Genomic DNA, 26,552 nt, shown 5'->3' with positions numbered 1-26,552 from the left:
CTGCTGGGGCCTAAAGCCTATTAGGGAGGACTCTTCATGAGCCGCGCATTCGTAAACGAAGACAACGCTGCCGCCGAGGCCGAGCAACCGGTCGAGCGGCTGGTCAGTACACAGATCAACTACGTCACGGCCGAAGGCCTGACCTTGTTGAAGAAACACGTCAATAGCCTGCAGGCGCAGCACAGCGCGCAAACCGCGTTGGGCGAAGCGGCGGACAAGCAGCGACTGGCCGACCTGGAACGCGACCTGCGTTACTTCAATCAGCGCCTGCAAAGCGCGCAGGTCGTCGCCCCGGCTGTGTCGACCGAGAAGGTGCAGATCGGCAGCTGGGTGACGTTCGCGGATGAACAGGATAACCAGCAGCGCGTGCATCTGGTCGGAGAGGATCAGGCCGATGCAGCCAACGGGCTGATCAATTGGGGATCGCCACTGGGCCGCGCCCTGATCGGCGCGCAGAAAGGCGATGAAGTGTTGTGGCAGCGCCCGGCGGGCGATCAATCGATTGAAGTGCTGCTGATCGAACCTGACGCGTGAGCCAGGCCAGCCAACGGCAGCGCCGCTCCTTGCAAGGAGCGGCGCGTGCCTGAACGCTGATCAGGCCAGCTTTTTGTGACGCACACGATGCGGCTGAGCAGCTGCTTCGCCCAGACGCTTCTTGCGATCCGCTTCATACTCGGTGTAGTTACCTTCGAAGAAGATCGCTTGCGAATCGTCTTCGTACGCCAGGATGTGCGTGGCTACACGGTCAAGGAACCATCGATCGTGAGAGATCACAATGGCAGCGCCCGGGAAGTCCAGCAGCGCTTCTTCCAGTGAACGCAGGGTTTCCACGTCGAGGTCGTTGGACGGTTCGTCGAGCAGCAGCACGTTGCCGCCCTCTTTCAGGGTCAGCGCCAGGTGCAGACGACCACGCTCACCACCGGACAGGTCCTTGACGAACTTCTGCTGATCGCCGCCCTTGAAGTTGAAGCGACCGACGTAGGTGCGCGACGGAATCTCATAGTTACCGATACGGATCACATCGGAACCGTCGGATACCGCCTGGAATACCGACTTGCTGCCGTCCAGGTCATCACGGCTCTGGTCCACACAGGCCAGTTGTACGGTTTCACCGACTTCGATGCTGCCCGAATCCGGCTGTTCCTTGCCCATCAGCATGCGGAACAGGGTCGACTTACCGGCACCGTTACCGCCGATCACGCCAACGATGGCGCCTTTGGGCATGGAGAACGACAAGTTGTCGATCAGCACGCGGTCGCCATAGCCCTTGGTGACGTTCTTGAACTCGATAACCTTGTCGCCCAGGCGCGGACCGGCCGGGATGTAGATCTCGTTGGTCTCGCTGCGCTTCTGGAACTCCTGGGACTGCATTTCTTCGAAGCGTTGCAGGCGCGCCTTGGATTTGGACTGACGCGCCTTGGCACCCTTGCGAACCCACTCCAGCTCGTCTTTCATGGCCTTTTCGTGAGCGGTCTGCTGCTTGGATTCCTGCGCCAGACGGTCGGACTTGGCTTCAAGCCAGCCGGAATAGTTGCCTTCGTAAGGAATGCCCGCGCCGCGGTCGAGTTCCAGAATCCAGCCAGCCACGTTGTCCAGGAAGTAACGGTCGTGCGTGATCGCAACCACAGTTCCCGGGAAGTCGTGGAGGAAGTGCTCCAGCCAGGCGACAGAGTCGGCATCCAGGTGGTTGGTCGGTTCGTCGAGGAGCAGCATGTCCGGGGCGGAGAGCAGCAGGCGGCACAGCGCGACACGGCGCTTCTCACCACCGGAAAGGACCGAAACCTTCGCATCCCAGGCCGGCAGGCGCAGCGCATCGGCGGCGACTTCCAGCTGGCGCTCCAGGTTATGGCCATCGCTGGCCTGCAGGATGGCTTCGAGCTTGGCCTGCTCGGCCGCCAGCTTGTCGAAATCAGCGTCCGGCTCGGCGTACTCGGCGTAGACCTGATCGAGACGCGCCTGTGCGTCCTTGATCACGCTGACCGCCTCTTCCACGACCTCACGGACCGTCTTGTTCGGGTCAAGTTGTGGCTCCTGCGGCAGATAACCCACATTGAGCTCCGGCATCGGACGCGCTTCGCCATCAAACTCGGTGTCGACACCCGCCATGATTTTCAACAGCGTGGATTTACCCGAACCGTTGAGGCCCAGCACACCGATCTTGGCACCGGGAAAGAATGACAGAGAGATGTTTTTCAGGATTTCACGCTTCGGCGGCACAACTTTGCTCAGCCGATGCATGGTGTAGACGTATTGAGCCATGAAATGAAAACCTAGCGTCTGTAATGAGGACCGATTTGGGTAACGAGCTTAAAGCTCCGGCCGGAAAAAAGCTTTTATTTGTCCTTGAGACTTGCCGCGAGACCGTTCCGAGCCTTGAATAAACTCAGTGGTAAACCTGTCGGGGCAGTGCTGGCAAATATAAAGCCTGATCGATATTGCAAAAAGTGGAGTCACTCATGCAGGAGTCGGTGGATACCACGCGTTGCGCAAAGCTACCCGAATGCGTCGTGCAGGGCAAACGATACGGCCCAATGGGGCTGGCACTTTGCCACAACTAAAGGCATGCTAGCCGCCCTCTTTGAGCGACCCGCCTATTTTACATAAAGCACCACTGCTTCAGTCCAGCAGTCAGGAACAGCGATTTGCCCACTTTAACGCCTCTGTCGTCATCCAGTGTCGCTCCAGACAGTGCGACCAGGCCTTTGCGTGGGTCAGTGAAAGGCATGCTGGCGGGCCTGGTTCTGGTGGTGCTTGCCCTGTTGCTCTGGCAACTGATCGAGCAGTTCCACCAGACCCAGGAACGTCAGCGTCAGCGCAGTCTGGAGTACAGCGTCCAACTGTCCGACCGGATGAGTCTGAACATGGCGCTCAAGGCGCAGATCGCCATGAACCTGCTGGACGAGGCGCTATCCGCCGGGGAGCGACTGGAGCAGTCGACCACGCTGGTGAACCTGCGCACTGCCCTGCCCGCGCTGCGCAGCGTCGCTCGCCTGAACCGGGAGGGTGAAATTGTCAGTGACAGCGCCGAGGCCTCGCACGACAGTGAGTTTCTTGAACAAGCCATGAAACAGGCACGAGGTCGCCCCTACTTCTATACCGGCTCGGAAGACGGCAACCAGATTTATATACTGATTCGCCTGGGCAACGGCGTGAGCGGCGATTACTGGGCATTGCGCGTGGCCCCCGAAGCCTTGAAGGAACTTGCCAGCCAGCCGACGCAGGACTTTCAGCACCTGTGGCGTCTTGAACAGCGCAAGACGCAGCGGGTCATTCTCCATGAACCGGTGCCCGCCAACGAAGCGGAGAGTGGCCTGTCCGATACCATTCTGCTTCAACCACTGAGCAATAGTGACTGGCAACTGCGGGGGCTGTTCGACACCTACAAGGCGCGCAGCGAACTGCTCGCGCCACTGATCGGCAAGTGCCTGATCGGCCTGCTGCTGTCGATCCTGCCGCTGATCGCGCTGATGAGCCTGCGCAGGCGCCAGCGCCAGATGCTGCAGAGCCGACGCCGCTATCGGGATATCTTCGAGGGCGCGGGCGTCGCCATCTGTGTCATGGACATGTCCGGCCTTCAGGAGCAACTTGAAGCACTCGAGGTCAGCACCGGCGAGGACTTCGAGCGCCTGCTCAAAAGCCAGCCAGCCGCTCTGAAACGCCTTTTGCAGCAATTGCGCATCAGCGAACTCAATGAAGTCGCCCTGAGCCTGCTGGACATCGAGCACCGCGAACAGGCATGGCAACCGTTGATCGAGGGCGAGTCGCGCTCGCGTCCGGGCGTCGGCATTCCGATCATCCAGGCGGTGCTTTCCGGGCAGCCACGACTGGAACTGGAAATCTGCCTGACCCGTACGGGTGGTCATGACCAGCACCTGTGGCTGGTCATGCGCCTGCCCGAGACACGCAGTGACTTCGATGCGGTGATTCTCAGTATTGGCGATATCACCAGCCGCAAACAGGTCGAGCTGTCGTTGCTGGACCGCGAGAGCTTCTGGTCCGACGTGGTACGAACCGTACCGGACCATTTGTACGTTCAGGATGTGCTCAGCCAGCGGGTGATCTACAGCAACCACCACTTTGGCTATACGCTGGGTTACAGCAAGTCAGAACTGCACGCCATGGGCGAGTTCTTCTGGGAAGTCCTGCTGCACCCCGACGACGCCCGAAACTATCAGGACATGCGCCTGCGCCAGCGTCACCACGGGCACAATGAATTACTGCAACGCGTGTTGCGCTTTCGGGACCGCGAGAGCAACTGGCGGTCCTTCGACATTCGCGAGCAGGCACTGGCCTGGGACGAAGAAGACCGGGTCACGCGTATCATCGGCATTGCCAAGGACATTACCGAACAGGTCGCGTCCAGCCAGTCGCTGCGTGACAGCGAACAGCGTTACCGCATGCTGGCCGAAAGCATCAGTGATGTGATTTTCTCTACCGACGGCCGGTTGGCAGTCAACTACGTCAGCCCTTCGGTAGAACGTGCGTTGGGCTACAGCGCCGAGTGGATCCTGCAGAACGGCTGGTCCGCCGCCATTGCCAACCCCCAGCAAACAGTCGGTTTTGATGCGCTCATGGGCCGCATCGACAAGGTCCTCGACAAACCTCAGGAACTCGCCAGGCTGCGCGAAGAAGTCACCACCAGAATGTTTCTGTTCGACTGCCTGCGTGCCGACGGTCGCAAGATTCCGGTGGAGCTGCGCGTGGTCCTGGTGTGGGGCGAAAACGGCAACTTTGAAGGCATCTTCGGGGTAGGCCGCGACATCAGTCAGCAGCGTCGGGCCGAGAAAGACCTGCGCATGGCTGCCACGGTATTCGAGCATTCCACATCCGCCATCCTGATTACCGACCCCGCCGGCTATATCGTGCAGGCCAACGAGGCCTTTACCCGCGTCAGCGGCTATGAAGTGGCTCAGGTGCTCGATCAGTTGCCGGGCATGCTCACCGTGGAAGCCGAACAGGAAACCCGTCTGCGCCATATCCTCAGGCAACTGAACGGACAAGGCACGTGGGAAGGTGAAATCCGGCTCAAGCGGCGTAACGGCGAACACTATCCGGCCTGGGTCGGCATTACCGCGGTCCTCGACGATGAAGGCGATCTGGCCAGCTACGTGTGCTTCTTCAGCGATATCAGCGAGCGCAAGGCCAGCGAGGACCGTATCCACCGCCTGGCCTACTACGACGCGCTGACTCATCTGCCCAACCGCACCCTGTTCCAGGATCGTCTGCACTCGGCGCTGCAGCACGCCGAGCGCCAGCAGGCCTGGGTCGTGCTGATGTTCCTCGACCTCGACCGTTTCAAACCGATCAACGATTCCCTGGGCCATGCCGCTGGCGACCGGATGCTGCAGGAAATGGCCACGCGGCTGCTTGCCTGTGTGTCGGTGGATGACACCGTGGCCCGCATGGGCGGGGATGAATTCACCCTGCTGCTGGAACCGGATGAAACCCGTGAAGCCGCGCTGAGCCGCGCCATTCACGTTGCCGAACGCATTCTGACCAGCCTGATCACACCGTTCGTGCTGGAAGGCCGCGAGTTCTTTGTGACCGCCAGTATCGGCATCGCCCTCAGCCCGCAGGACGGCAAGGAACTGAGCCAGTTGATGAAGAACGCCGACACGGCGATGTATCACGCCAAAGAGCGTGGCAAGAACAACTTCCAGTTCTATCAGGCGGACATGAACGCCACCGCGCTGGAGCGTCTGGAGCTGGAAAGCGACTTGCGCCACGCCCTGGAGCAGAAGGAGTTCACCCTCTTCTACCAACCGCAGTTCAGCGGCGACGGCAAACGCCTGACAGGCGCGGAAGCCCTGCTGCGCTGGCGCCATCCACGCCGCGGGCTGGTGCCGCCCAACGACTTCATCCCGGTGCTCGAAGAGCTCGGGCTGGTCGTAGAGGTCGGCGATTGGGTCCTGGCCGAAGCCTGCCGCCAACTCAAACACTGGCATCAGGCAAGGGTTCGCGTGCCCAAGGTGTCGGTCAACATCTCGGCGCGGCAGTTCTCGGACGGCCAGCTCGGCAAGCGCATCGCCCACATACTAGAACAGACCGGCCTGTCACCCGCCTGCCTGGAGCTGGAACTGACCGAAAGCATCCTGATGCGTGAGGTCAACGAGGCCATGCAGATACTCGACGGCCTCAAGAACCTCGGCCTGAGCATCGCTGTCGATGACTTCGGCACCGGCTACTCGTCGCTGAACTACCTCAAACAGTTCCCGATCGACGTGCTGAAGATCGACCGCACCTTTGTCGATGGCCTGCCATCCGGCGAGCAGGACGCCCAGATCGCCCGCGCCATCATCGCCATGGCGCACAGCCTGAACCTCTCGGTGATCGCTGAAGGCGTGGAGACCCATGAGCAACTGGAGTTTCTTCGCGAACACGACTGCGACGAAGTCCAGGGCTACCTGTTCGGCCGCCCGATGCCCCCCGCCCAGTTCGAAGCGCAATTCAGCAATGATGCGCTGTTCATGCTGGATTGAGGGCGAGCCTTGCGACCCGGCCATCGTCCATTTGAACGATAGCCGAACCCTTGAATATGAGTAGACTTGAGCCAATGCCTCGCACAGCGTCAATGACAGCGAGCGCTCTACCCATAACAAAGAACACAAGGGGGTAGCATGATCAGCGATACAACGTCCCTGGACAGTGTTTCCTGTCAGGTCGTCGAAGCCTTGAACAAGGTGATTCTCGAGCTTCAGACCGAGGTCAGCAGCGCGTCGATCTCTACATTCCATCAACAGGCGCTTGAACGGGTGCGCGCACTGGTGCAGTTCGACAAGGCCTGGTGGGGAAGATCTACCTGGCGTGACAACTGGCCCGTCGAGCACAGTTCCTTTTTGCTGGGCCTGCCCAACGGTTACGCCGCCGAGTGGGAGCAACTCAAGACCTCGGACGCCAGCGTCGGCAAAATGCATCAGACTCAGGGCGTCTGTCAGGTCATTCACTGCACGGCAGCGGATGCACCTCCTGCGCTTGCCGACCTCGGTCGCCAATACGATCTTTGCTTCGCGCTGGGCATTGTCCTGACCGACCCTCACACCCAGCAGGGCGTGCATCTGACACTGTTTCGCTCGGCTGGCCACACGCCCTTCTCGCCCCTGGACAAACGCCTGATCGAGTGGCTGATGCCGCATCTGATCGCCGCTGAACAGGCCAGTTATCTGCGTACGCTCACGACTCTGCGGGAAACTCAGGGCGCCTACGATGAGACCGCCATGGCGGTGAGCGACCGTTACGGCGTGCTGCTTTCCATGGAGCCTGCGTTCTCGTCGATGCTGGGCTCGGAATGGCCCGACAGACCGTCCAATCGTCTACCCCGACAGTGCAACCCTCAAGAGGGCTATTCGAGTCATAACCTGCACATCACGTCGCAGCCGGTGGGCGACCTCGTTCTATTGACGGCGCGGCGACGCAGCAGTCTGGAACTGTTGAGCACGCGCGAGCTTCAGGTTGCCCGAGGCTTTGCGGTCGGACAGACGTACAAGGAAGTCGCGCGCAACATCGGTGTATCCCCCTGCACCGTCCGGCACCACTTGAGAAAGATCTACAACAAGCTCGGTGTCACCCGTAAAGCGCAGATCGCCCAGTTACTGCATTTGACTGACGGCTGACGCCAACGCGCTCTACCCCATTTCCGGTTTTTCCAATAACTGCCACCCCGCAAGGGAGGGCTGTGCTCGCCCATAAAAATAACAAGGCACTTACCGATGTCATTAAAAAACCACTTCCTTAGCGCTTCAGGACTCGCCATGGCGATCCTGTGGTTATCGTCCACGGCCTGTGCCACCGAAAATGCTGCGCCCACGACAGCTGCTGGCGTTTTCGACTTTGGCGCAGGCTTCATGCCGCCCACCACCCCCAATGGCACCGTCGGCCTGCGCATCAGCAACTACCACGCGGATGTCATCAAGGACAGCCACGGCAATGACAGCCCCAACGACTTCCAGATCAACGTCCTGGCGATCGGCCTCGCCTACTTGCGAATGACCGAGCAGGAGTTTTTGGGTGCCCGCTATGGTTTCGCGGTGGTGCCGGTCTTTTTCAAGATGGATGCCGACCTGGGCGTGAACGTCGGGGGGCAGCGGGTATTCAGCGACAGTGCATCGCTGTTTCGTCAGGCGGACCTGCAAGTGGTGCCGATCATCCTGGACTGGAAGCTCGCGCCGGGGCTGGGCATCAATACCCAACTGATGATTCAGGCGCCCACGGGGGACTACGATAAAAACCGTCTGGTCAGCCCTGGCACCCATCACTGGACGGTTTCTCCGCTGTTGAATGCGACCTACATTTCACCCGGCGGCTTCGAGGTTTCCTCGAGTTTCCAGATCGATATAAATGCGCGTAACCCCGACACCGATTACCGCAGTGGCGTTGAGTACCGACATGAGTTTGCAGTGGGCCAGCATGTCGGCGACTGGACCGTCGGCGTGGGCGGCTACTACTACCGGCAGCTGTCGGACGACGACGCGCCGGGGCTGACCCGCGGCAATCGCGCCCGGGTAATCGCCGCAGGCCCTGCAGTAAGTTACTTCAAACCCGGCGCCGGGCTGCCCCCCATCTGGTTGCACGCCTACAAGGAGTTCGACGCCCACAACCGTGCCGAGGGCTACACCGTGGCGCTGCGTACCGGCATCAGCTTTTAAGTGGCGCGCGTAACGCGACGACACGCTTTCAATCCTGGAGACCATCGATGAAAGACCTGCACGAATTATTCAATACGCTGGACGGCCGTGGCCTGGCAACACTGGTACGCAATGGCGAGGTGAGCCCCGGCGAGCTGCTGGAAACCGCCATCGCACGGGTCGAGCAGGTCGAGCCTGGCCTGAACGCCGTCAGCGAAAGGCTTTACGATCAGGCGCGCAGCCAGGCGAGCGGGAGTAGCGTCAGACAGGGCGTCATGGCAGGCGTACCGACCCTGGTGAAAGACATGTTCACCCCGATGACCGGGGCACGGATGACCAGTGGCTCGCATGCGCTGGGCGAGTTTCGCTCAGACATCGACTGCGAAATCGTCAGTCGGCTGCGTCATGCAGGCTGCCAACTGCTCGGCACGACCACCGCTCCAGAATTCGGCGTGTCCTACAGCACCGAATCGCAACGCTTCGGCGCGACCCGCAACCCCTGGAATCCGCAACACAGCGCAGGCGGTTCCAGTGGGGGCGCAGCCGCTCTGGTTGCGGCACGCGCCATCCCTTTCGCGCATGGCAACGATGGCGGCGGCTCGCTTCGCGTACCGGCCTCCTGCTGTGGCGTATTCGGCTTCAAGCCATCACGCGGCCTGCTGCCTTCAGGCCCGATGGTCGGCGAGGGCTGGGCAGGCCTGAGCACCGCTCACGCGATTACCCTGTCGGTAGGCGACAGCGCCGCCCTGCTCGACGCCACTGCCGGGAGTGACCTGGGGGCTCCCTACGCCGCGCCCATGCCAGCGACGCCCTTTGCACACGCCGCAGGACGCGATCCCAAGCGTCTGAAAATCGCCCTGATCTCGGCAATATCGCCGTGGCCGGCAGAACCGGAGGCCCTGGCTGCACTGCAACACACTGCGGCCTTGCTGGAGGCGCTCGGGCATTACGTGGTCCCGGCGACGTTGCCGGTCCGGCTGCCTGAATTCCTCGACGCGACGTTCGACATCATCGGTTCACACACCCAGGGCTACCTCGATCTGCTGGGCAAAATGCGCGGCTTCCCGGTCGCCATGGACGAACTGGAGCCGCGCACCCGAGTCATTCTGCGTGAACGCGGGCAACTGCCTGCGACACGCTACATTTCCGCGGTCGAGTCGATGCATGCACTGGGCCGGGCGATGGCCGGTTTCTTCGAAGAGTACGATATTGTTCTCACCCCGACGCTCAACCGCGCGCCACCCCGCCTGGGAGAACTGGCCTTCGATGACGACAGCCGGTCCCTGCAGGACTTCATCGCGCTTTCGCACAGCTACTCGCCCTACACGGCGATCTTCAACGCGACTGGCCAGCCAGCCATGTCCGTGCCCCTCTATTGGACAGCCGATTCGCTGCCGCTGGGTTCTCACTTTGCCGCGCGGTTTGGCGACGAACTGACCTTGCTGAGCCTTGCCGGGCAACTGGAGCGCGCCCAGCCGTGGGCCGCACGCAGGCCGCCGTTAAACGCTTGCGCGGGTTGATGCGAAGGGATTATTGGCGGTGATGGTGGTAAGCCAGGCAAGACCACCGCCTGCGTTGCTGGCGGCGGTCTACCGGCTACAGGCTTATGGCTCGCCAGCCGCCTGCGGTGCAGGCGCCGGGTGCGACCAGGTCAGGTACCGGAAGCGGTCGTAGAGACCCGCCACGACCTGCCCGCCTGCAATCCTGCCCGGAATTGCCGTTTGCAGGGTGCCGACCGCGCTCCCCAAACGCGAGGTGCTGACGTAATCTCCGGCCCAGGACGCTGCCGCCCTGCCGGCCTGATGCGCCGCCTTGCCTTTGTCAGTCAGGTAGCTCAACCCCTTGCCGGCTGCTGCGCCAGCCACTTCTCCAACCATACCGGGAAGCGTGAGGTTGGCTGCGGTCAGGACCGCAGCACCGGAGGCGTAGCCTTTGATCCCCTTGTCGAGAAAATTCCAGACTTTGTTGACGCCCAGAAACCCCGTCATCACCAGATTCAGACCGACGATTTCCTTGAAGACCTGAACCGCCTTTTGCATATCGACTTCAGGGTTCATGGCCAGTTTGAGCATCTCCGATACGCACCAGACGCCATCCGCCGCGTAATCGGCTTTGCCGACCATGCTTTTCATCAACATCACCAGCGCCGCACCGATACTCGCCGTCAAGGCCACCAGGCCCAGCTTCGTGTAGAAGTCAGGGTCCGCCTTGCGCTCCCCCTCGGCCAGTTGCAGCCCTGCGCGCAGGGCATCGGCGACTTCGAACCTGGCCTGGAACTCGCTGCTTTTGGTGCCCAGGTATGTCAGGCTCGAGTTCATGATGTCGGTGATGCTTTTGTCTTGCTTGTACAATTCGGTCGCCACTTTCATCTGCTGGGCAAAATGCTCGCTGACGTCGAAATGCTTGACCACGGCCAGATGGTCTTCCTCCGGGATGCGGGCGTTCCCGGTGTCTTGCCTGGAAAGCTTGCTCTTGGCGAGCTTGAAGGCAGCGACGATCGATTCACGGTTGAATACGCCCAGCGTGGCTGCGCCCGATGCCACGGCCGTTGCGATACCGAAGCCGACCTGCTCCAGCAGGTGTTCGTTCCTGGCAAAGGTGGGCTGCGCCACGATGGCGTTGGCCAGCACGGTGACGAAGTAGCGGTTCAGGCCATGATCGACATTGGTCCGCGCGTTGGTCAGCTCGTTCATCATCAGGCCAGCCATGAACACCGCGTTCTTGGTGAAGTGGGCAACCAGCGATGAGCTGTAGGAGTTGTCCTTGCTGACGAACGCCACGGCCAGTGGCAAGGGTGCCAGCGCGAGCAGCATCGCCGGGCTTGCAAGGACGCGACTCTTGAGCGAGGCGCCGTTCTTGAGCGTGCCCAGTTCGGCATTCATGCTTTTGTTGAGGCTGAGCAACTCGTCTTTCACATCAGAGGGCAGCCCCGAGCGGCTCAAGACTGCAGGCAACTGTTCGTTGTGAGCGCGCCAGGCGTCGAGTTGCCCCTGAGCATTGGCCTGAACGATTGCGCCCAACATGTCACGCTCGGCTTCGCTCAGCGCAGACGATGGCTTTTCCAGCAGCGTCTTCACAACGTCGGACGTCGTGGTAGCGGCACTTGGCAAATCACCAAGACGGGCCAGTTGTTCCTCGCTCAACACCAGCGAACCGTTGGCCAGCGCCAACCGCAGTTTTTCATCGAAACCCATGCCGCACCTGGCCTCGATGTCTTCTTCAGGGGCGAAGGGCAGCGGGGTATTGCTGACGATATCGCGTTGTTCTTGCGTGAGATGCAGCACATGCTTGTTCAGGAAGGCATGCATCTGATCGGGCGACAGGTGTGGCGCCGGGGTGCGCATCAAAGCCAGCAACGCCCTGTCATCCATCGGCGCGAGCGCGCCATAGGCATCAAACTTGCGCACCAGGTTGCCGCCGGCCTTGAGCAATGCCTGGCGTGTGGTCAGCCTGGGCTCGGCAGGCTCGTTGCCAGGTGCAGGTGCTTCACCTGGCTCGATGGAGATTTCTTCCAGCCTCGGCAAAAGATCGTGTTCGCGCAATAGCTGCAGCAGCGCCCCCGCCACTTCCGCCAGCTCGAGCAATTCATTGCAGGCTGGCGCGTCCTGGCAATTTTCGGTCAATGCCTGCAATGCGCCCGGCAACATCTCCAGATCATTGAGCGTGTCGGCATGTGAGCGCAGCAGACTGACGACCGCGTCGGGTTGACGCTGGAGGCTGTCATTCAAATCCGCCGTACGCTGCTTGGCCGTGCGAACGAAATGACTGAAGAGCGTGTAAGACGAAACAACGGGGGGCTCTGCGCCCAGCGTCTCGGGATCCAGATGAGTCAACGTCAGCAGATCCGGAATCGCCCGGGCCAGGGCGGACGGTCGGGCAGCCAAACGAGCGACGGATTGGTGCAGCCGCGCCGTCCTGAGCCCTTCACAGGCCTGCGACAGCGAGTCGTGAGATGCGTGAGAAGCCGGCATATCGGCCAGCCGGTGAGTACAACGGTCAAGCAGTTCTCTCAGCGCCGGCACCTGATCTTCGCTTGCGAGTTGATGCCAGCCCTGCTCGGTCGTGCCGACCTCGGCGAGGCTCTGACAGAGTTGAGCAACGGTGTGCCAGGACGGATGCTGTTTATCCAGCTCACGCTGAAGAGCAGACAACAGACGCACAGAGTCCTGCGCTGGCGCAGCCGAGGTGCGACCAAATGCCACGGCCAGCTCGCCGGAGGCAAAAAACGCTACGGTACGAGCCTGCTGCGGAGTTTGCTCACTAACGCCGGTTGCATCGCCGGACGCAGGAGCAACCTCCGGCAATGAGGAATGAGAGGAGCGCGTGATCTGAGAGGGCATCATGGCGTTTTTACCTACTGTCGGTGGGTATGGGCAACAGACCGACTGAGTGTCGTCCGGCCCGGAACGGTTCCGGCAGTTGAAGGTAAATAGATGCGCGATCGCTGAAAATTCGAGTGGATGTGCCCGGTTCACGCCGCCGATGACTAAATCGATCTCGACCCTCTCATGTGGGCGAGCCCCCTACAGAACGAGCCTTGCGCCTGCGGCACGTCCATGATTTCAGGCCTTGTCGAAACCCGCGTGAACGGCGTCACTGGTCAAGATGACTGCCTTTCATATGCCAGATAAAACCCGATGGGGTAGAATAGCCGCCTTTTCCGCCATGCCCCCTTGAGGACTGCCATGTTCAGCCGTGATTTGACTATCGCCAAGTACGACGCCGATCTGTTTGCCGCCATGGAGCAAGAAGCTCTGCGTCAGGAAGAACACATCGAGCTGATTGCCTCGGAAAACTACACCAGTCCGGCCGTCATGGAAGCTCAGGGCTCGGCCCTGACCAACAAGTACGCCGAAGGCTATCCAGGCAAGCGCTACTACGGTGGTTGCGAGTACGTCGACGTTATCGAACAACTGGCCATCGACCGCGCCAAGGAGCTGTTCGGCGCTGATTATGCCAACGTCCAGCCACACGCGGGTTCGCAAGCCAACTCGGCGGTCTACCTGGCCCTGCTGCAAGGCGGCGACACCATTCTGGGCATGAGCCTGGCTCACGGTGGTCACCTGACCCACGGCGCCAGCGTTTCGTCCTCGGGCAAGCTGTACAACGCCGTTCAGTACGGTATCGATGCCAACGGCATGATCGACTATGACGAAGTCGAGCGCCTGGCTGTCGAGCACAAGCCAAAAATGATCGTCGCCGGCTTCTCTGCCTACTCGCAGATCCTCGACTTCCCGCGCTTCCGTGCAATCGCTGACAAGGTCGGTGCCTACCTGTTCGTCGACATGGCTCACGTAGCCGGTCTGGTCGCCGCAGGCGTCTACCCGAACCCGGTGCCATTCGCTGACGTCGTGACCACCACCACGCACAAGACCCTGCGCGGTCCACGTGGCGGCCTGATCCTGGCGCGCGCCAACGCCGAAATCGAGAAGAAGCTGAACTCCGCAGTATTCCCTGGCTCCCAGGGCGGCCCGCTGGAGCACGTCATCGCAGCCAAGGCCGTGTGCTTCAAGGAAGCGCTGCAGCCTGAGTTCAAGACCTACCAGCAGCAAGTGGTCAAGAACGCCAAGGCGATGGCCGGTGTGTTCATCGAGCGTGGCTTCGACGTGGTTTCCGGCGGTACTGAAAACCACCTGTTCCTGCTGTCGCTGATCAAACAGGACATCTCCGGTAAAGACGCCGACGCCGCGCTGGGTCGCGCCTTCATCACCGTCAACAAGAACTCCGTTCCAAACGACCCACGCTCGCCGTTCGTCACCTCCGGCCTGCGCTTCGGCACCCCGGCAGTGACCACTCGCGGCTTCAAGGAAGCTGAGTGCAAGGAACTGGCGGGCTGGATCTGCGACATCCTGGCTGACCTGAACAACGAAGCCGTGATCGACGCCGTTCGCGAGAAGGTCAAGGCCATCTGCGCGAAGCTGCCGGTTTACGGCGCTTGATAAGCCTGGTTTAAACGCAGTACCAAAAAGCCCCGGCTCGTGAGAGCCGGGGCTTTTTGTTGGGCAGATCACTCTATGGGCAGAAGCTCACTCGCAGCCCAACCTCTCAGCCGCATACCCTCTCGAACCCCGCCCGGATCTTCTCCTCCGGCAATTCATCGGCAATGAACACGATCACGCTCTCGCGTTTTTCGCCCTCGGCCCACTCGGTGTCCCAGTCAAAGCCGTACAGCTTGAGCACGCCCTGAAACACCATCTTGCGCGGTTCGCCTTCGATGTTGAGCACGCCCTTGTAACGCAGCAGTTGCTTGCCATGGTCGTCGAGCAGTTCGTTCATGAACTCGCTGAGGCGGTCCAGGTTCAGCGGTTTTTCACTGCGCAGGACCAGGCTGCTGATGCGGTCAGCGGAATTACCGGTCGGGGCCAGTGGGCGCAGGATCATGCCGCCGCCGAGGTCGGCGTTGAGGTTGAAGCCGCGTACGTCGAGCAGTTCGGCGAGGTCGATCCTGCCGTGCTCGACGATACGGATCGGCGCGCGGCGGTTGATGCGGGTCAGGCGCGCGCTCAGGGCATCGAAGGCTGCATCGTCGACCAGGTCACGCTTGCTGACCAGCAACCGGTCGGCAAAGCCGATCTGCGCCTGGGCGATGGTTTGCGCCAGGTGAGTATCGGCGTGCGCGGCGTCGACCAAGGTGATGATGCCGTCGAGGATGTAACGCTCGCGCAGCTCTTCATCGATGAAAAAGGTCTGCGCGACCGGCGCGGGATCGGCCAGCCCGGTGCATTCGATCACCAGCCGGTCGAACACGATCTCGCCGCTGTCCAGACGCTCCAGCAGCAGGTAGAGCGCCTTGGTCAGGTCAGTGTGGATGGTGCAGCACACGCAACCGTTGGACAGGGTCATGATCTGCACAGGGTCCGTGCCGAGCAACTGGCTGTCGATGCCTGCATCGCTGAATTCGTTTTCGATCACAGCGATTTTCAGGCCGTGTTCGGCCTTGAGCAGGTGGCGCAGCAAGGTGGTCTTGCCGGCGCCCAGAAAGCCGGTCAGCACGGTCACGGGGATGGGTTGCAACTCAGTCATAAGGCTCCTGGCGTGAGGCATTCAGCTGAAATGAAAACGCGCCACAGGTGATGGCCTGCGGCGCGTCGGATCAAACAATAACGCAGATCAGCGGATCAACAGCATTTCGGACCGGCCTTGCCGCCGTAACGGGCCTCTTGCCGCTCCCGAAAGAACTGCTCATAGGTCATCACCGGCTTGTCCGGGTGGGTGTTCTGCATGTGCTCTACGTATGTGTCGTAGTCCGGCATGCCCACCATCAGGCGCGCGGCCTGACCGAGGTATTTGCCGAGGCGACTCAGGTCATTGAACATGGGCAAATCCTCTATGTGTAAGCATGGTCACACCTGCGACGCTGGCGGCATGGCCTGGAACGGAGCTTCCTTGTCGGTGCGCTCCTTGGTGCTCCAGGCCGCTCGGCCGACTTTAATGGCGTAGAACAGGATGCTGAACACCACGAACAGGAACAGCACGGTCAGCCCGGCGTTGGTGTAAGCGTTGAAGATCACATGCTGCATCTGGTCCATGGTCTTGGCCGGGGCCAGAATCTGACCGGCATCGGCCGCCGCGCTGTATTTCTTGGCCAGGGCCAGGAAACCTACCGCAGGGTTGGCATCGAACAGCTTGATCAAGCCAGCCGTCACGGTGCAGATCAGCAGCCAGGTGGCAGGCAGCATGGTCACCCAGACATAGCGCTGGCGCTTCATCTTGATCAGCACCACGCTGGCGAGCATCAGGGCGATACCGGCGAGCATCTGGTTGGAGATACCGAACAGTGGCCACAAGGTATTGATGCCACCCAGCGGATCGATTACACCCTGATACAGCAGATAGCCCCACAGCGCCACGCAACCGCCGGTGCCGATGGCGTTGGCCGTCCACGACTCGGTGCGCTTCAACGCCGGGACGAAGCTGCCCAGCAGGTCCTGCAGCATGAAGCGTCCGGCACGTGTACCGGCGTCGACTGCGGTCAGAATGAACAGCGCCTCGAACAGAATCGCAAAGTGGTACCAGAACGCCATGGTGTTTTCACCCGGCAGCACCTGATGGAGGATCTGCGCGATACCGACGGCCAGCGTCGGAGCACCGCCGGCACGGGCCAGCACGGTGTTTTCACCGATGTCTTTCGCCACAGCGGTCAGTTGCTCCGGCGTGATGGCAAAGCCCCAGCTGGACACGGTCTGCGCCACTGTTACCACGTCACTGCCGACCACCGCAGCAGGGCTGTTCATGGCGAAGTACACACCCGGCTCGATCACCGAAGCGGCAACCATTGCCATGATGGCCACGAAGGATTCCATCAGCATGCCGCCGTAACCGATGTAGCGGGCGTTCTTTTCGTTATCCAGCAGCTTGGGCGTCGTGCCCGACGAGATCAGTGCGTGGAAACCCGATACCGCACCGCAGGCAATGGTGATGAACAGGAACGGGAACAATGCGCCCTTCCAGACCGGGCCTGTGCCGTTGGTGAACTGGGTCAGGGCCGGCATTTTCAGCTCGGGCGCCAGAATCAGGATGCCGATTGCCAGTGCCAGAATGGTGCCGATTTTCAGGAAGGTCGACAGGTAGTCACGTGGCGCAAGCAGCAGCCAGACCGGCAGCATGGCCGCGACAAAACCGTAGCCGACCAGCATCCAGGTGATCTGCACACCGGTGAACGTGAACATCGGACCCCAGGTCGGATCCGCCGCGACCATGCCGCCGACCCAGATCGAACCGAGCAACAGAATGACGCCGACAATGGAGATCTCACCAATGCGCCCCGGACGGATGTAGCGCATATAAATGCCCATGAACATCGCGATCGGGATCGTCGCCATGACCGTGAACATGCCCCACGGGCTCTCGGCCAGGGCCTTGACCACGATCAGCGCCAGCACCGCAAGGATGATGATCATGATCAGGAAACAGCCGAACAGCGCGATGGTGCCGGGAATACGGCCCATTTCCTCGCGCACCATGTCGCCCAGAGAGCGACCGTTACGGCGCGTGGAAAGGAACAGGATCATGAAGTCCTGCACCGCACCGGCCAGCACCACGCCGGCAATCAGCCAGAGCGTACCGGGCAGATAGCCCATTTGCGCTGCCAGTACCGGGCCGACCAGCGGGCCTGCGCCGGCGATGGCTGCAAAGTGGTGACCGAAGAGGATGTGTTTGTTGGTCGGCACATAGTCCAGACCGTCGTTGTTGACCACTGCCGGTGTCGCACGCAGCGGATCGAGCTGCATGACGTGAGTGGCGATGAAAAGACTGTAGTAACGATAGGCAACCAGGTAGATAGCTACCGCAGCGACCACTATCCACAAGGCGTTGATCGCCTCTCCGCGACGCAAGGCCACGACCCCAAGGGCACATGCCCCGACAATGGCGATGATGAGCCAGGGAACATGGCGCATCAGACTATTATTATTTTTCATTTTTTTTATTCCAGCAGAGTTGACTAGAAGGCAAGCCATGCGAGTTTAGCGCCGGATCAGCGAAAGACCACCCCCAACCAAGGTCTAGGTCGAAATTTGATCAATTGCGGCAGATACCCGGCATAGAGGGCTGGAATGGCCTCGACAGATGGCGTCCCGATCACAAAACCGTGATGCGGAACTGTTCTGCAATTGCTTTACGGTCTATCGTGCATGGACAACAGAATCGATCAGATAACGACCTGCACGCTGACTCCGGCGGCGGTCAACAAGAGAGTTCATTCGATGACCGACTCACCTGCAGATCGCCGTCGTTTCAAACGCATTGCCTTTGATGCCAAGACCGATCTGAAGCAAGGCGACAAAAGCTGGAAAGTGCAACTGGTCGACCTATCCCTCAAAGGGCTGCTGATCGAACGGCCTGATCCGTGGAACGGTGATCAGACGCAGCCCTTTGAAGTCGACATCATTCTAAGCAACGATGCCCATGTGAAAATGGATGTCGAAATCACTCATGACAACAAACGGCAACTGGGATGCGTTTGCCGGCACATAGGGCTGGACTCGATCAGCCACCTGAGGCGGCTGGTCGAATTGAACCTCGGAGACCCCGAGGAACTGGATCGGGAACTGGCAGCCTTGATCGAACTGCAGGAATAATCCTCAGGGCGAGGTTACTCGAACAGCGCATCCAGGGCCTGTTCCAGTCGCGTAACGGCAATGATCTGCAAACCGGGCGGCGCCTCCTTAGGCGCATTGCCCTTGGGCACGATGGCGCGTTTGAAGCCGTGCTTGGCGGCCTCCTTGAGGCGCTCCTGTCCACTGGGCACCGGCCTGACTTCACCCGACAGCCCCACCTCACCGAACACCAGCAAGTCATGCGGCAGCGGACGATTGCGCAGGCTGGACATTACGGCTGCCATCAAGGCCAGGTCGGATGCGGTTTCCAGCACCTTCACCCCACCTACCACGTTGAGAAACACGTCCTGGTCGTGAGTGGGAATGCCGCCGTGGCGGTGCAGAACAGCCAGCAGCATGGCCAGACGATTCTGATCCAGACCCAGCGTCACGCGGCGCGGGTTGGACATGTGACTGTCGTCCACCAGCGCCTGCACCTCCACCAGCATCGGCCGCGTGCCTTCCCAGGTCGCCATGACCACACTGCCCGGCACTTCTTCCTGCGCACGGGTAAGAAAGATCGCAGACGGATTGGAGACTTCTTTCAGGCCCTTGTCGGTCATGCCGAACACGCCCAGCTCGTTGACCGCGCCAAAGCGGTTCTTCACCGCCCGCAGCAGGCGCAGGCGCCCGTCCGACTCGCCCTCGAAATACAACACGGTGTCGACCATGTGCTCAAGCACGCGCGGACCGGCCAAGGCGCCTTCCTTGGTGACGTGACCGACCAGGAAGATCGCCGTGCCGCTCTGCTTGGCGTAACGCACCAGCAAGGCAGCGCTTTCGCGAACCTGCGACACGCCGCCGGGGGCCGACTGCAACTGTTCGGTGAAAATCGTCTGGATCGAATCGATCACCATCACCTTGGGCTTCTCGACCTTGGCGGTGGCAATGATGGTCTCGATGCAGGTTTCGGTCATGACCCGCAGCTTGTCCTGCGGCAGTCCCAGACGACGGGCACGCATGGCGACCTGCTGCTGGGATTCCTCACCAGTGACGTATAACGCGGGCATGCGCTGGGCAATGTTGCACAGCGTCTGCAAGAGGATCGTGGACTTGCCGATGCCGGGGTCACCGCCGATCAGCACCACCGAACCATCAACCAGACCGCCGCCGAGCACCCTGTCCAGCTCGGTGGAGTTGGTGGAGAAGCGCGGAATCTCTTCGACACTGACCTCCGCCAGGGTCCTGATCTGCGCCTGGGAACCGGTCCAGCCGGTACGCCCGGTAGGCGGCGCGGCGGCACCGCTTTCAATCATGGTTTCGACCAGTGTGTTCCAGGCACCGCATTCGCTGCACTGGCCCGCCCACTTGGGAAATGTCGCGCCGCACTCGGTGCAGCCGTACAAGCGTTTGGCCTTGGCCATGACAACCCCAGTCGTTAGAAAACGCCCATGATAACGCAGGTTGCAACACCTGCCAGTCGCAGGGCGACGACTGCTTTTGAAAACCGGATAAAACTTACGCGGACGACTCCGGTCGATTGAACGTGGCACGGGCGGCAGCAGTACGTCTGGGCTACACTCATCCGGATCAAATTTATCTGCTACAAGGAATTACCCCATGAGCGTGCTTAAGGAATTCAAGGCATTCGCGGTCAAAGGCAACGTAGTTGATATGGCCGTCGGTATTATCATCGGCGCGGCATTCGGCAAGATCGTTTCTTCGTTCGTCGGCGATGTCATCATGCCGCCGCTGGGCCTGTTGATTGGCGGCGTCGACTTCAGTGACCTGGCGGTCACCCTGCGCCCCGCGCAAGGGACCGCACCTGCGGTACTGCTGGCTTACGGCAAGTTCATCCAGACCGTTATCGACTTCATTATCGTCGCGTTCGCGATCTTCATGGGCGTCAAGGCCATCAACCGCCTGAAACGCGAAGAAGCCAAAGCGCCTACCCTGCCGCCAACGCCCACCAAGCAGGAAATCCTGCTGAGCGAAATCCGCGACCTGCTCAAGGAGCAGAGCAAACCGGCAGCGCCCATTACCGTGGATCCTGCGCGTACGCCTTGATTGAGTAAGGCCTGCACCTGCAGGCCATCGCCCCCACGCAGCGCCTTTCAACCGCGATGTCACTAATGACGCAAATTGCGACGTAAGTGACGGCTGCGTCCTGGCGCTGATCCGCCTGACAAAGAAAAGCCGCTGTGTGACGCGGAGCGTCATGAACTGCATTCCCACGCGGAGCGTGAGGAACGATAGTTATGTGACTATCGTGCCAATGCTCGGCACGATAGCCATAGCCAGCTGCCAGCCATCACCAATACGTTTCCACCGCCACTTGCCCCGGCTTGCGTGACAGGCTCAAGCGCATCTCGCGCTGCTTGAGAATCGCCCGAGTGTCATCGATCATCTGCGGATTGCCACACAACATCACCCGCGAATGCTCCGGCGTGAGGGCAATACCGGCAGCGCGCTCCAGCTCTCCGTTTTCGATCAACTGCGTGATACGCCCATTCAATGCACCCGGATGCTGCTCGCGGGTCACCGTAGGCAAAAACAGAAACTTGTCCGCGTATTCAGCCAGGTACTCACGCTGCATCAGTTCGGCAATCAATTGCTGATAGGCCAGCTCGCGCGACTCACGAACGCTGTACACCAGAATCACCCGCTCGAACTTCTCCCAGACCTCGAAATCCTGAAGGATCGACAGAAACGGTGCGACCCCAGTGCCTGTGGATAACAGCCAGAGATCGCGACCGTCAATGAAACGATCCAGAGTCAGATAACCAAACGCCTGCTTTTCCACCAACAGACTGTCGCCCTCACGCAAGCGGCTCAACTCGCTGGTGAATTCGCCATCCGGCACCACGATGGAAAAAAACTCCAGAAACTCATCGTGCGGAGAAGAAACCATCGAATAGGCACGCCATACCACCGTGCCGTCGGCCTTGGTCACCCCGAGACGCGCAAACTGTCCGGCACGAAAGCGAAAACCGGGATCACGCGTGGTACGCAGGGTGAACAGGTTCGCGGTCAGCGGCGTGACACGCTGCAGTGTCTGTCGGGTGAATTTGTCGTCACTGACGGTCATGGTGCGCTTTGAACTCCTGAATATGGAAAGCAGCGCCCAGTGTCCCGCAAAGCAGGCTCGATAAACACCGGCTGTTTGTGATGGATTACCCGGCAACGGGCTCTGCAGCTTAGAGTATTTGGTTCTTGGATCAGCCCTTGCAGGGTCGAACATCCACAGAGCCGATTACCCCGACCCTTCTCGCGCGGGGGTTTCAGCCGACAGCCCCAGAACACGCTGCCAAGTGCCATCAGCCCATCCGTCCGGCTGATCCGCGCCACCACGGACTGCCACGTATTTGTCCCTAAACTGGATAAACACCCAGCAAGGTCTGTACACGTACTGCAAGGAGGCTACATGAACACGATGGACATAAATTTCTCACAGCCCTCGCCAGCAAAAAACCTGACTCAGAGAGAAATCGAAGTCCTCAAATGGTCCGCTGAAGGCAAAACAGCTGGCGACATCGCAATGATCCTCTGCCTGAAGGAGCGCACCATTCACTTCCACATTGCCAGCGCCATTCAAAAAATGGGCGTTTGCAACAAGACGGCTGCCGCCGTACAAGCCGCGCTCAGCGGGATGTTCTGACAAAACGGGCAATCACCGCGTAATCAGACAGGTATCGAAACGAAAAAATACGTAAAATCGTCTGTCTCAGCGAGCCCACCTGTCATCGGGCTCACTGACATACCTTCGATTGCACAGAGTTCTCCCGCCAATGCCCCTGCTCATCAGTCCCTTCGCTGAACTTGATCTCATTCGCCAACCCGAGCAACAGGATGAGCCCCTGCAGGCCTTCGATGCCGCTGACGAGTACCTGCTCAATCATGTTGCAGAAGCAGGGCTGAGCCTGCAAAGCCGGGTTCTGGTGCTCAATGACAGTTTCGGCGCGTTGGCGGCAAGTCTCGCGCCACATGCCACGGTGATCAGCAGCACCGACTCGTTTCTGGCGGCGCAGGGGCTGGAAAAAAATCTGGCACGCAACGGCATGAGCTACGACGCAGTACCGCACATACCGGCCAGCGAAGCGTTGCAGGGGCCATTCGACTGGGTGCTGATCCGGGTGCCCAAGACCCTGGCGCTGCTCGAAGAGCAACTGATACGCCTGCAAGGCCAACTGGCCCCCGGCGCTCGGGTCATCGCTGCGGCAATGGTCAAGCATTTGCCGCGCTCGGCGGGCGACTTGCTGGAGGAATATGTCGGACCGGTCCAAGCCTCGCTGGCAGTGAAAAAAGCCAGGCTGTTGTTCGCCACGCCACAGCCCATGGAAGTGCGCACCTCGCCCTACCCGACGCGCTACCGGCTGGATGATCCGGCCATCGAACTGCTCAACCATGCCAATGTGTTCTGCCGCGACGGGCTGGACATCGGCACCCGCGCCTTCCTGCCGCATCTGCCGAAAAACCTTGGTACGGCAAGGGTCGCAGACCTGGGTTGCGGTAACGGCGTGCTGGCCATTGCCAGCGCGCTGGACAACCCGCAGGCGCACTACACGCTGGTCGACGAGTCGTTCATGGCCGTGCAATCGGCAGCCGAGAACTGGCAAGCGACGCTGGGGGATCGCGACGTACAGCTTCGCGCAGGCGACGGTCTGGAGATGCAGGAGCCTGACTCGCTGGATGTGGTGCTGTGTAACCCGCCCTTCCACCAGCAGCAAGTGGTTGGCGACTTTCTTGCCTGGCGGATGTTTCTTCAGGCCCGGGCTGCTCTGGTGACCGGCGGGGCGCTGTATATCGTCGGCAATCGCCACCTGGGTTATCACACCAAGCTGTCGCGCCTGTTCCGCGGCGTCGAGCAAGTCGCCGCCACGCCGAAATTCGTGATTCTGAAAGCCCGCAAGTAACCCAGGCCCACGGCACAAAAAAAAGACCCCCTTGCCACGCGAGTGGCAAGAGGGTCGCAAAACGTGTCCGGAGGACACGAACGGGAATTCAGTATCAGTGTGTCGTCAGGCCCGCTGCGCTCATGAACATGCGCATCAGGCTGGCCACGATGAACAGCGCAAATACGCTGCCCGCCCAGATTCCAACCAGCCAGGCCAGTCGTTGCCAGAGCGGCTTGCTCAGCGCCGGATCAGGATCGTGCATGGAATGCTTACCAGACATCGTCATTCTCCTCGGTTCGGACTAGTGATAACCGTCTGCAGCCGTCACCTTGCCGCGGAACACGTAATAGCTCCAGAAGGTGTAGCCCAGAATGAACGGAATGATGAACAGCGTGCCCACCAGCATGAAGCCCTGGCTCTGCGGCGGTGCGGCGGCTGCCCAGATCGATACCGAAGGCGGAATGATGTTCGGCCACAGGCTGATCCCCAGACCGCTGTAGCCCAGAAAAATCAGCAACAGGGTCAGCAGAAACGGCGTGTAGTGAGCATTGCGGGCCACCGCCTTGAACAGACCGTACATGGTCACCAGCACCAGAATCGGTACCGGCATGAACCAGAACAGGTTGGGCGTGCTGAACCAGCGATGCGCGATATCAGCATGAGCCAGCGGCGTCCACAGGCTGACCACGGCCATGACCGCGAGCACTGCAAGGGCCAGCGGACGTGCCAGATCATGCATCGCCTTCTGCAGCGAGCCTTCGGTTTTCATGATCAGCCAGGTGCAGCCCAGCAGCGCATAGGCAACGATCAAGGCCAGCCCGCAGAACATCGGGAACGGCGAGAGCCAGTCCAGCGAGCCTCCGGCAAACTGGCGATCGACCACCGGAATGCCTTCAATGTAGGCGCCCAGTGCCACGCCTTGGAAGAAGGTCGCAGCCAGCGAGCCGCCAATGAACGCTTTGTCCCACCAGTGGCGCTTCAGCTCGGTCGCCTTGAAGCGGAACTCGAATGCCACGCCACGGAAGATCAGGCCCATGAGCATGAACATCAGCGGCAGGTACAGCGCAGACAGGACCACCGAGTAGGCCAGCGGGAAAGCACCGAACAATGCCGCACCGCCCAGCACCAGCCAGGTTTCGTTGCCGTCCCAGACCGGCGCGACGGTGTTCATCATCACGTCGCGGTCGGAGCTGTCCTTCATGAACGGGAAGAGAATCCCGATACCCAGATCGAAGCCGTCCATCACCACGTACATCATGATGCCGAAGACGATGATGACGGCCCAGATCAGCGGAAGATCGATACCCATGGCTTAAATCCCCTTGCCGAGCGGGTCAAGATTGCCGCCATCTTCTTCGCCTTCAACAGCGGCGGAGAGCGGACGGGCCGGTGTGCGTTGCTGGCCGGGACCACCGTGAGGCACATGTTCGACGTAGGCTTTCGGCCCTTTGCGAACCAGACGCATCATGTAGCCAAGACCTGTACCGAAGAGCACGAAGTAGACGACCACGAACAGCACCAGGGTGATGCTCATCTGCGCCACGCTGTGCCCGGACGACGCATCCGCAGTACGCATCAGGCCGTACACGACCCAAGGCTGACGACCGATTTCGGTGGTGAACCAGCCGGCGAGAATCGCGATCAGGCCAGACGGCCCCATCCACAACGCCAGGTACAGGAACGGACGCGAGTTATACAGCGTGCCGCGCTTGCGCAGCCACAGGCTCCACAGGCCGGTGAAGATCATCAGCATGCCGAGGGCGACCATGACCCGGAACGACCAGAACACGATTGTCGAGTTAGGGCGATCCTCAGGCTTGAACTCTTTGAGCGCCGGCACCTGCTTGTCGAGACTGTGAGTCAGGATCAGGCTGCCCAGGTACGGAATTTCCACCGCGAACTTGGTCCGTTCTTCCTTCATGTCGGGAATGCCGAACAGGATCAGAGGGGTCGGTTCGTCACCGACGTTCTCCCAGTGACCTTCGATGGCCGCGATCTTCGCGGGCTGATGCTTGAGCGTATTCAGACCGTGGAAGTCACCGACGACAGCCTGGACAGGCGCCACCAGCAGGGCCATCCACATGGCCATCGAGAGCATCTTGCGTACCGCAGGTGTGTCACGGCCCCGCAACAGGTGCCAGGCAGCCGACGAACCGACGAAGAACGCCGTCGCCACGAATGCGGCAATCGCCATGTGCGTCAGGCGATAAGGGAACGACGGGTTGAAGACCACGGCGAACCAGTCAGTGGGAATGACCCGACCGTCAATGATCTCGAACCCTTGCGGCGTCTGCATCCAGCTGTTGGACGACAGAATCCAGAAGGTGGAGATCAGCGTGCCGATGGCGACCATTACCGTAGAGAAGAAGTGCAGGTTGCGGCCGACACGATTCCAGCCGAACAGCATGACGCCGAGGAAGCCCGCCTCGAGGAAGAACGCGGTCAGCACCTCGTAGGTCAGCAACGGGCCGGTCACAGCACCTGCGAAGTCGGAGAAGCGGCTCCAGTTGGTGCCGAACTGGTAGGCCATGACGAGCCCGGAAACCACGCCCATGCCGAAGTTGACAGCAAAAATCTTCGACCAGAAGTGGTACAGGTCACGGTAGACGTCATCGCGGGTCTTCAGCCACAGGCCTTCGAGCACAGCCAGGTAACTTGCCAGACCAATAGTGATGGCAGGAAACAGGATGTGAAACGAAATCGTGAATGCGAACTGGATCCGGGCGAGATCTATAGCCTCTAAACCGAACATAGGATGTTCCTCTCTCAGATGAAACCTGCTGCCGGCCGCAAGCCAACAGCGATTGCCCCCACGGTAATGAGTGCTTATGTTTCTTTATTCTGGCGTTTCCAATGGCGGAAACGCTGGTCGATGCACCGATCATTGCCTGAACGCAATGATGCAGATCAATCGACCATCAAAGAGTAGTCCTGTTCAGCCATTAAAGTCGTGTGGTCTATTGTCGCGTGGCGGGTTGTCTCACCTGCACAGCGCTTGC

The 26,552-nt window shown here is 60.4% G+C and carries 20 protein-coding genes; 10 read left to right on the top strand and 10 right to left on the bottom strand.

Going from position 1 to position 26,552, the window contains the following annotated elements; all coding sequences use genetic code 11:
- Nucleotides 1-36: 36 nt before the first annotated feature.
- On the top strand, nucleotides 37-534 hold the full coding sequence (locus tag LCH65_RS01520; RefSeq protein WP_003368688.1) for a GreA/GreB family elongation factor: 498 nt from the start codon (nucleotides 37-39) through the stop codon (nucleotides 532-534).
- Nucleotides 535-594: 60 nt separating this feature from the next.
- Here LCH65_RS01520 and ettA read toward each other — a convergent pair whose 3' ends face one another.
- Nucleotides 595-2,259, bottom strand: a complete 1,665-nt coding sequence (ettA, locus tag LCH65_RS01515; protein WP_003368689.1) for an energy-dependent translational throttle protein EttA — start codon at nucleotides 2,257-2,259, stop codon at nucleotides 595-597.
- A 383-nt stretch (nucleotides 2,260-2,642) separates the two neighbouring features.
- Between ettA and LCH65_RS01510 the strand changes: the two genes are divergently transcribed.
- The 4 genes from LCH65_RS01510 to LCH65_RS01495 all read left to right on the top strand — a co-directional run bounded on the left by LCH65_RS01510 (nucleotide 2,643) and on the right by LCH65_RS01495 (nucleotide 10,141).
- A complete protein-coding gene (locus LCH65_RS01510; protein ID WP_226439075.1) occupies nucleotides 2,643-6,479 on the top strand; it encodes an EAL domain-containing protein in 3,837 nt (1,278 codons plus the stop codon).
- A 138-nt stretch (nucleotides 6,480-6,617) separates the two neighbouring features.
- Nucleotides 6,618-7,610: a helix-turn-helix transcriptional regulator gene (locus tag LCH65_RS01505; RefSeq protein ID WP_003431621.1), complete on the top strand. Its 993-nt coding sequence runs from the start codon at nucleotides 6,618-6,620 to the stop codon at nucleotides 7,608-7,610.
- A gap of 138 nt (nucleotides 7,611-7,748) precedes the next feature.
- Nucleotides 7,749-8,642 carry a transporter gene (locus tag LCH65_RS01500; RefSeq protein WP_003368695.1) on the top strand — a complete coding sequence of 298 codons (894 nt, stop codon included), beginning with the start codon at nucleotides 7,749-7,751 and terminating at the stop codon, nucleotides 8,640-8,642.
- A 47-nt stretch (nucleotides 8,643-8,689) separates the two neighbouring features.
- On the top strand, nucleotides 8,690-10,141 hold the full coding sequence (locus tag LCH65_RS01495; RefSeq protein WP_072366365.1) for an amidase: 1,452 nt from the start codon (nucleotides 8,690-8,692) through the stop codon (nucleotides 10,139-10,141).
- An 84-nt stretch (nucleotides 10,142-10,225) separates the two neighbouring features.
- Here LCH65_RS01495 and LCH65_RS01490 read toward each other — a convergent pair whose 3' ends face one another.
- Nucleotides 10,226-12,964, bottom strand: coding sequence for a HopW family type III effector protein (locus LCH65_RS01490; RefSeq protein WP_226439074.1), 2,739 nt, complete (start codon nucleotides 12,962-12,964; stop codon nucleotides 10,226-10,228).
- Between the two features lie 342 nt (nucleotides 12,965-13,306).
- Between LCH65_RS01490 and glyA the strand changes: the two genes are divergently transcribed.
- Nucleotides 13,307-14,560 (top strand): serine hydroxymethyltransferase, encoded by a 1,254-nt coding sequence (gene glyA / locus LCH65_RS01485; protein WP_003340745.1) that lies wholly within the window; start codon nucleotides 13,307-13,309, stop codon nucleotides 14,558-14,560.
- Between the two features lie 106 nt (nucleotides 14,561-14,666).
- On the opposite strand, the gene yjiA is transcribed toward glyA, so the two are convergent.
- From yjiA to LCH65_RS01470, 3 genes are all read right to left on the bottom strand, one after another.
- Nucleotides 14,667-15,644, bottom strand: a complete 978-nt coding sequence (gene yjiA, locus LCH65_RS01480; RefSeq protein WP_096120808.1) for a GTPase — start codon at nucleotides 15,642-15,644, stop codon at nucleotides 14,667-14,669.
- Between the two features lie 95 nt (nucleotides 15,645-15,739).
- Entirely contained in the window at nucleotides 15,740-15,937 is a 198-nt protein-coding gene (locus LCH65_RS01475; RefSeq protein WP_003313802.1) for a YbdD/YjiX family protein, read from the bottom strand.
- A 27-nt stretch (nucleotides 15,938-15,964) separates the two neighbouring features.
- Nucleotides 15,965-18,040 (bottom strand): carbon starvation CstA family protein, encoded by a 2,076-nt coding sequence (locus tag LCH65_RS01470; RefSeq protein ID WP_003368701.1) that lies wholly within the window; start codon nucleotides 18,038-18,040, stop codon nucleotides 15,965-15,967.
- A gap of 285 nt (nucleotides 18,041-18,325) precedes the next feature.
- Here LCH65_RS01470 and LCH65_RS01465 point away from each other — a divergent pair, with 285 nt between their 5' ends.
- Nucleotides 18,326-18,700, top strand: coding sequence for a PilZ domain-containing protein (locus tag LCH65_RS01465; RefSeq protein ID WP_003368702.1), 375 nt, complete (start codon nucleotides 18,326-18,328; stop codon nucleotides 18,698-18,700).
- Nucleotides 18,701-18,714: 14 nt separating this feature from the next.
- Here the strand turns inward: LCH65_RS01465 and radA are convergent, their stop codons facing one another.
- A complete protein-coding gene (radA, locus tag LCH65_RS01460; protein ID WP_002555235.1) occupies nucleotides 18,715-20,082 on the bottom strand; it encodes a DNA repair protein RadA in 1,368 nt (455 codons plus the stop codon).
- 196 nt (nucleotides 20,083-20,278) lie between these two features.
- Here radA and mscL point away from each other — a divergent pair, with 196 nt between their 5' ends.
- Nucleotides 20,279-20,725 carry a large-conductance mechanosensitive channel protein MscL gene (gene mscL / locus LCH65_RS01455; protein ID WP_003368707.1) on the top strand — a complete coding sequence of 149 codons (447 nt, stop codon included), beginning with the start codon at nucleotides 20,279-20,281 and terminating at the stop codon, nucleotides 20,723-20,725.
- Between the two features lie 244 nt (nucleotides 20,726-20,969).
- Here the strand turns inward: mscL and LCH65_RS01450 are convergent, their stop codons facing one another.
- Nucleotides 20,970-21,746, bottom strand: coding sequence for a ferredoxin--NADP reductase (locus tag LCH65_RS01450; protein ID WP_003368708.1), 777 nt, complete (start codon nucleotides 21,744-21,746; stop codon nucleotides 20,970-20,972).
- 336 nt (nucleotides 21,747-22,082) lie between these two features.
- On the opposite strand from LCH65_RS01450, the gene LCH65_RS01445 reads away from it, so the two are divergent.
- Complete coding sequence (locus LCH65_RS01445; RefSeq protein ID WP_003340758.1) at nucleotides 22,083-22,316, top strand: helix-turn-helix transcriptional regulator; 234 nt, start codon at nucleotides 22,083-22,085, stop codon at nucleotides 22,314-22,316.
- A gap of 130 nt (nucleotides 22,317-22,446) precedes the next feature.
- On the top strand, nucleotides 22,447-23,571 hold the full coding sequence (locus LCH65_RS01440; protein ID WP_003431638.1) for a methyltransferase: 1,125 nt from the start codon (nucleotides 22,447-22,449) through the stop codon (nucleotides 23,569-23,571).
- Between the two features lie 94 nt (nucleotides 23,572-23,665).
- On the opposite strand, the gene LCH65_RS01435 is transcribed toward LCH65_RS01440, so the two are convergent.
- Genes LCH65_RS01435 through LCH65_RS01425 form a run of 3 tightly spaced genes read right to left on the bottom strand, consistent with a single transcriptional unit; the run spans nucleotide 23,666 to nucleotide 26,305 of the window.
- Nucleotides 23,666-23,833: a DUF2474 domain-containing protein gene (locus LCH65_RS01435; RefSeq protein ID WP_003368712.1), complete on the bottom strand. Its 168-nt coding sequence runs from the start codon at nucleotides 23,831-23,833 to the stop codon at nucleotides 23,666-23,668.
- A 21-nt stretch (nucleotides 23,834-23,854) separates the two neighbouring features.
- The gene (gene cydB / locus LCH65_RS01430) at nucleotides 23,855-24,862 is read right to left on the bottom strand and encodes a cytochrome d ubiquinol oxidase subunit II (protein WP_003368713.1); all 1,008 of its coding nucleotides are present in this window, start codon (nucleotides 24,860-24,862) and stop codon (nucleotides 23,855-23,857) included.
- A gap of 3 nt (nucleotides 24,863-24,865) precedes the next feature.
- The gene (locus tag LCH65_RS01425; RefSeq protein WP_003431639.1) at nucleotides 24,866-26,305 is read right to left on the bottom strand and encodes a cytochrome ubiquinol oxidase subunit I; all 1,440 of its coding nucleotides are present in this window, start codon (nucleotides 26,303-26,305) and stop codon (nucleotides 24,866-24,868) included.
- Between the last annotated feature and the right edge of the window lie 247 nt (nucleotides 26,306-26,552).

It is taken from the genome of Pseudomonas sp. MWU16-30316 (assembly GCF_020515645.1).
Taxonomy (GTDB): Bacteria; Pseudomonadota; Gammaproteobacteria; order Pseudomonadales; family Pseudomonadaceae; genus Aquipseudomonas; species Aquipseudomonas cerasi.
The sequence above is the reverse complement of the archived record's forward strand: the minus strand, read 5'-3'. Positions and strand labels throughout refer to the sequence as shown.